General features: G+C 62.6%; 6 protein-coding genes. All 6 read right to left on the reverse strand.

Annotated elements, in window-relative coordinates:
* A partial coding sequence (locus AC1DUU_RS24490; protein ID WP_476785978.1) for a class III extradiol ring-cleavage dioxygenase family protein occupies positions 1–571 on the reverse strand: 571 nt, incomplete at its 3' end.
* Between the two features lie 52 nt (positions 572–623).
* Positions 624–1,649, reverse strand: coding sequence for an amidohydrolase family protein (locus tag AC1DUU_RS24495; RefSeq protein WP_476785979.1), 1,026 nt, complete (start codon positions 1,647–1,649; stop codon positions 624–626).
* Between the two features lie 41 nt (positions 1,650–1,690).
* Entirely contained in the window at positions 1,691–3,352 is a 1,662-nt protein-coding gene (locus AC1DUU_RS24500; protein ID WP_476785980.1) for an FAD-dependent oxidoreductase, read from the reverse strand.
* Positions 3,349–3,759, reverse strand: a complete 411-nt coding sequence (locus AC1DUU_RS24505; RefSeq protein WP_476785981.1) for a Rieske (2Fe-2S) protein — start codon at positions 3,757–3,759, stop codon at positions 3,349–3,351. The genes AC1DUU_RS24500 and AC1DUU_RS24505 overlap by 4 nt, the downstream gene beginning before the upstream one ends.
* Positions 3,756–4,055 (reverse strand): hypothetical protein, encoded by a 300-nt coding sequence (locus AC1DUU_RS24510; RefSeq protein WP_476785982.1) that lies wholly within the window; start codon positions 4,053–4,055, stop codon positions 3,756–3,758. Before AC1DUU_RS24510 ends, AC1DUU_RS24505 begins: the two co-directional genes overlap by 4 nt.
* Positions 4,056–4,066: 11 nt before the next feature.
* On the reverse strand, positions 4,067–4,343 hold a 277-nt coding region (locus AC1DUU_RS24515; RefSeq protein WP_476785983.1), incomplete at its 5' end, for an amidohydrolase family protein.

Below are 4,343 nucleotides of genomic sequence, written 5' to 3' on the forward strand. Positions count from 1 at the left end.
AGGCATGGCTGATGCCGGTCGTGCGCGGATTGTGGGTCGGCAGCTTGGGCGACACGGTGATGTCGAATTCGTTTTCGACCAGATTGCCGATGATGTGCTTGGCCAGTTCCGGCACGGTGTCGTATTCGCGGTATTCTTCCGGCGCATGCCCGGCCTCGCCCTCGGCTACTCCAGGTGGCATCAGGCGGCGGCCTTCTTCGGTGGCCKGATGATGGCGGATCTTGTCGCCGTAGTAGATCATGTAGGGCGGGCTCAAATCCTCGCCGTAGATCTCGTGCTGGTCGTTGCCGAATATGACGGCGACATCGGCCTTCATGGCGTCGAAGGCGTCGGCAAGGCGTTCGCTGGCCGCGTGGCACTTCTCATAGTTGGCGGTCATCGCCTCCATGGTGCTGCGTGCCGCAAGGTTTTCGTGCTTGCGCAGTTCGCAGAGTTCTTCGAAGGAATAGACGCCGCCGCGGAACGGGTGCTTGCGCGTGCGGTCCGACTGGACGCGCAGCAGCCATTTGTCAGGCGTGGTGTGCAGTTGCGGCCCGTGGGCCGTGCAGATGAATCCGACTATTTTCGCCATTGGGTAGCCTCCATGTTGTTCTAAGGCTGCGCTTCAGGTGACCTGGTGTTGATCAGGCTTCGATCTTGAAAAGCCGTGCGGCATTGCCGCCCAGGATTGCTTTGCGTTCATCATCTGAGATGAACGACAGACCGTTGATGTGTGGGATGATGGTGTCGAAGGTCTCGCCGGTTTCCGGATCGATGGACGAGCCGACACCGGGCATTTCCGCGCCATAGAGGCACTGCGAAGCGCCGACCACCTTGACCAGCAGTTCGATCGCATCGCGCGAATAAAGCACGGTGTCGAAATAGAGCTTCTGCAGCTGGTCGCGGAAACGCACGCCCGACGAGGACATGCCATTGCGCGGCACCGTGGTCGCATCGAAGCGGCCGAGCTGGTAGGGGATCGCGCCGCCGCCATGGCTGACCAGGATCTTGAGATCGGGAAAGTCGTCGAGCACCGTCGACTTGCACAGCCCATAGACCGCCGTGGTTTCTTCGTTGATGAAATGCAGCGAATAGGGCTCGCGTTCGGGCGCCCGCGAACTTGCCGAATGGACATGCCCGACGACGTCCAACTCGCACAGCTTTTCGTAGAGCGGATACCAGTAGCGATCACCCATCGGCGGGGCCATGCGGCCATTGTTTTCAAACGGGTCCGGATTGATCAGGCAGCCGCGGAAACCATGTGTCTTGACGCAGCGCTCGAGCTCGGCCAGCGCCTCGGTGATCGGGCTGTCTCCGGTCTGGGGCAGGCCGGCCACGCCGTAGAACCGCTCGGGGTAGAGCGCACATTCCTGCGCGATGATGTCGTTGGCGTATTCGACATACCAGTGAACGAGCTTCTTGGGCTCTTCCGAATGCATCAGCTGAAATGGGCGTGGCGACAAAAGCTGTATGTCGACGCCGGCCTGATCAAGGCAGGCGAGGTGGCCCATGGGTGCCATCTCGACGCGGTTGAACGCCTGTTCCAGCGCTTCGTTGGAGACTGGCGGCGCCTTGCGGCCATGCGCGCCGCGATGCGACAGGATGCTCGCCTTGTAGGCGGGAAGCTGATGTGGCACCGCCATATGCGCATGACAATCGATGATCTTCATCGGAAACTCCAGAATTCCAAAACAGGTCGCATCAGGCTCCCTCAGTTCAGTGAGGCGGCMACACCGGTGATTGTGTCGAGCAGGGCGTCGGGATCGACTGGGCAGGTTTCGCCGCGCCAGGCGACATGCCGGTCGGGCCGCGACAGCACGAAGGCTTCAGTGTAAGGGCCGCAACCTTGCTCGCTGGGCACAACGTCGAGAAGCTGGAGCGGGATGCCGCGCGCCGCTGCCGCCGCCCTCAAAGGCTGGGCATCGCGGGCCGAGTCGAACCGCAGCAAGGTGTAGCCAGGCCCCATTGCATCATAGAGCGAGCGCTTGTCCGCCAGCCAGATGTGAGGCGTGCGGCAGCCGGGCACTGTCGATGGTGTGAAATCGGCCATCGAATAGGCCGGCTGTGCCTCGCCGTCATAGGCGATGATCGGCGAGCGGTCGTAGTAGTAGCCGAAGTTGAGGCCGCCACAGCAATATTGCTGGACGTTCAGATCGTAGATCTTGCGCCCGAGCGTCTCGCGCGCCGTCTCGCCGGCTGGCGTGTCGTCTTCGATGTCGGCGGGGACGATACGGCGCTCCTTGGCCATGGCGTGCGCATGGTTCATCGCAAAGACCGAAACCTGTTCGGTGATCGGCTGGCGCTCGGCGGCATAGGCATCGAGCATGCCTGCCTTGCCCCATCCGGCGACGCAGGCGGCGAGCAACCAGCCCAAACACTCCGCATCGGCAATGCCGGCATTCATGCCGTAGCCGGCATAAGGTACCCACAGATGTGCAGCGTCGMCGCAAATGAACACGCGCCTGGAATGGAACCTGTCGGCGACGAGGCGCCGTCCAAACCAGTCTTCATTCGAGATCACTTCGTAGGAGAACTCCGGCCCGACGCCCAGAATTTCGCGGATCGACCAGTCGCGGTCGACGCTGTCGAAGTCCGGCTCGTCATCGCGCAAATAGTTGTGCACCAGCCAGGTTTCCCGGCCGTCGATGGCGTAGACATTGCCGCTGCGGCGAGGGTTGAGCGAAAAGCTCGCCCATGCCGGCTGGTCGTTCATCAGGCCGAGCAATTCGGGCGCGCGGATGTAGGTGGACTGAACGCGCTGAACCACTGCGTCGCCGACCAGCTTGGAGCCGATGTCGCGGCGCACCTGCGAGCGGCCGCCGTCACAGCCGGCGAGATAGCTGGCGCGGATCGTCGTTTGCTCACCGCTGTCGATATTGCGGGCGCTGATCTCAACGCCATCAGCGGTCTCGGTGTGAGACAGGTATTCGGTGCGGTTGAGCACGGTCAGGCCCGGCATCGCTACCGCATGTTCAAACAGGATCGGCTCCAGGAAGAGCTGGTTGATCCGGTGCGGCGGCTCGGCCGTCGGCCAGTCCGTATCGGGGCCGCCGGTCGCCGTGTAGCGATCGCGCCGGCTGGGGATCGGGATGCGGGTGATGGCCTTGCCGACCATGCTGGTGCGGTAGGCAACATCGTTCGGATAATCGGCCGGCAAACCCGCATTGCGGGCAGCACTTGCGACGCCCAGCCGTCTGAGGATCTCCATCGAACGCGCCGAGACGTGATTGCATTTCACATTCGGTGGCTCGCCACGATGACGCGTCTCAAGCAGCGTCACGGCCACGCCGCGCTGCGCCAGGATCATGCCCAGCGTCAACCCGACCGGACCTGCACCGACGATGAGGACGTCGGTCTCCAGCACTGCCGTCATGGCCGAGGTCCCCCGACGGTCAGCACAACCTCGCCGTCGCTCACCTGCACCGGAACAGGCGTCAGCCCAACATTCTTGTCGATCGGGTGACGGCCGGTCAGCATGTCGAACTCGAATCCATGCCAGGGGCAGACGATGTGCAACTGGTCTTTGGAAAAGCCGAGGCCCAGGCTCTTGCCGTTTTCGGCGACCTGCTCCAGCGTGCGCGGCATGATCTTGCCCTGACAGACCGGCCCGCCCATATGCGGGCAAATGTTGAGATAGGCCCGCACTTCATCGCCGATGAAATAGACGCCGATGCCGACGCCATCCACTTCGACGACCATGCGCTGCCGGGTCTTGAGGTCATCGTGACGGCCCAGAACGACCTGCCGCGACGCACCCGCCACCATAGCCGGCGCGCTCACGACGCCCTCCTGAACCACATGGCCAGATCGAAGACATTGAGGTCGGCTGCTCGCAGCAATTCGCTGACTAGGACCGCCGTCTCGGTGGCGGTGAGGGCGTCCTGAGCGACGGGCGGGAAAACCTTGTCGGATTTCTCCACCTTGGCCGAGTAAAGTCGTCCCAGTGCGGCAAGCGCAACGGCAATGTCGGCTTCGCTGATGCTATCAAGCGTTCGGGTTGCCAGAGCTTCGTCTGCCACTGCGGCGATCGCTGCGGCAGCTGCGCTGAAACCAGCGTCATGTTCGGATGTTGTCATGTTCTGTGCCACTACGATGAGGTTTTCGGACGACTGGCGAGCACGTCTGCGGCGAGCGGCTTGCGGCGTGTCGTGTCCAGCTTGAACAGCCGTGCGGCGTTGAGCCCGAGAATGTTGCGCTTGGCCTGTTCGGAGAGGAACGGGATCGAATCGATGGTCGCGGGCGAATCCCAGTCCCAGTGCGGCCAGTCGGACGAGTAGAGCAACTGGGTTTCGGCGTTCATGGCCTCCATGGTCGCTTCAAGAAGCTTCATGTTTCCACGTTCGAGCGGCTGGCTCGTGTAGTAC

The sequence above is a fragment of the Aminobacter sp. P4_H6_2 genome (assembly GCF_056400805.1).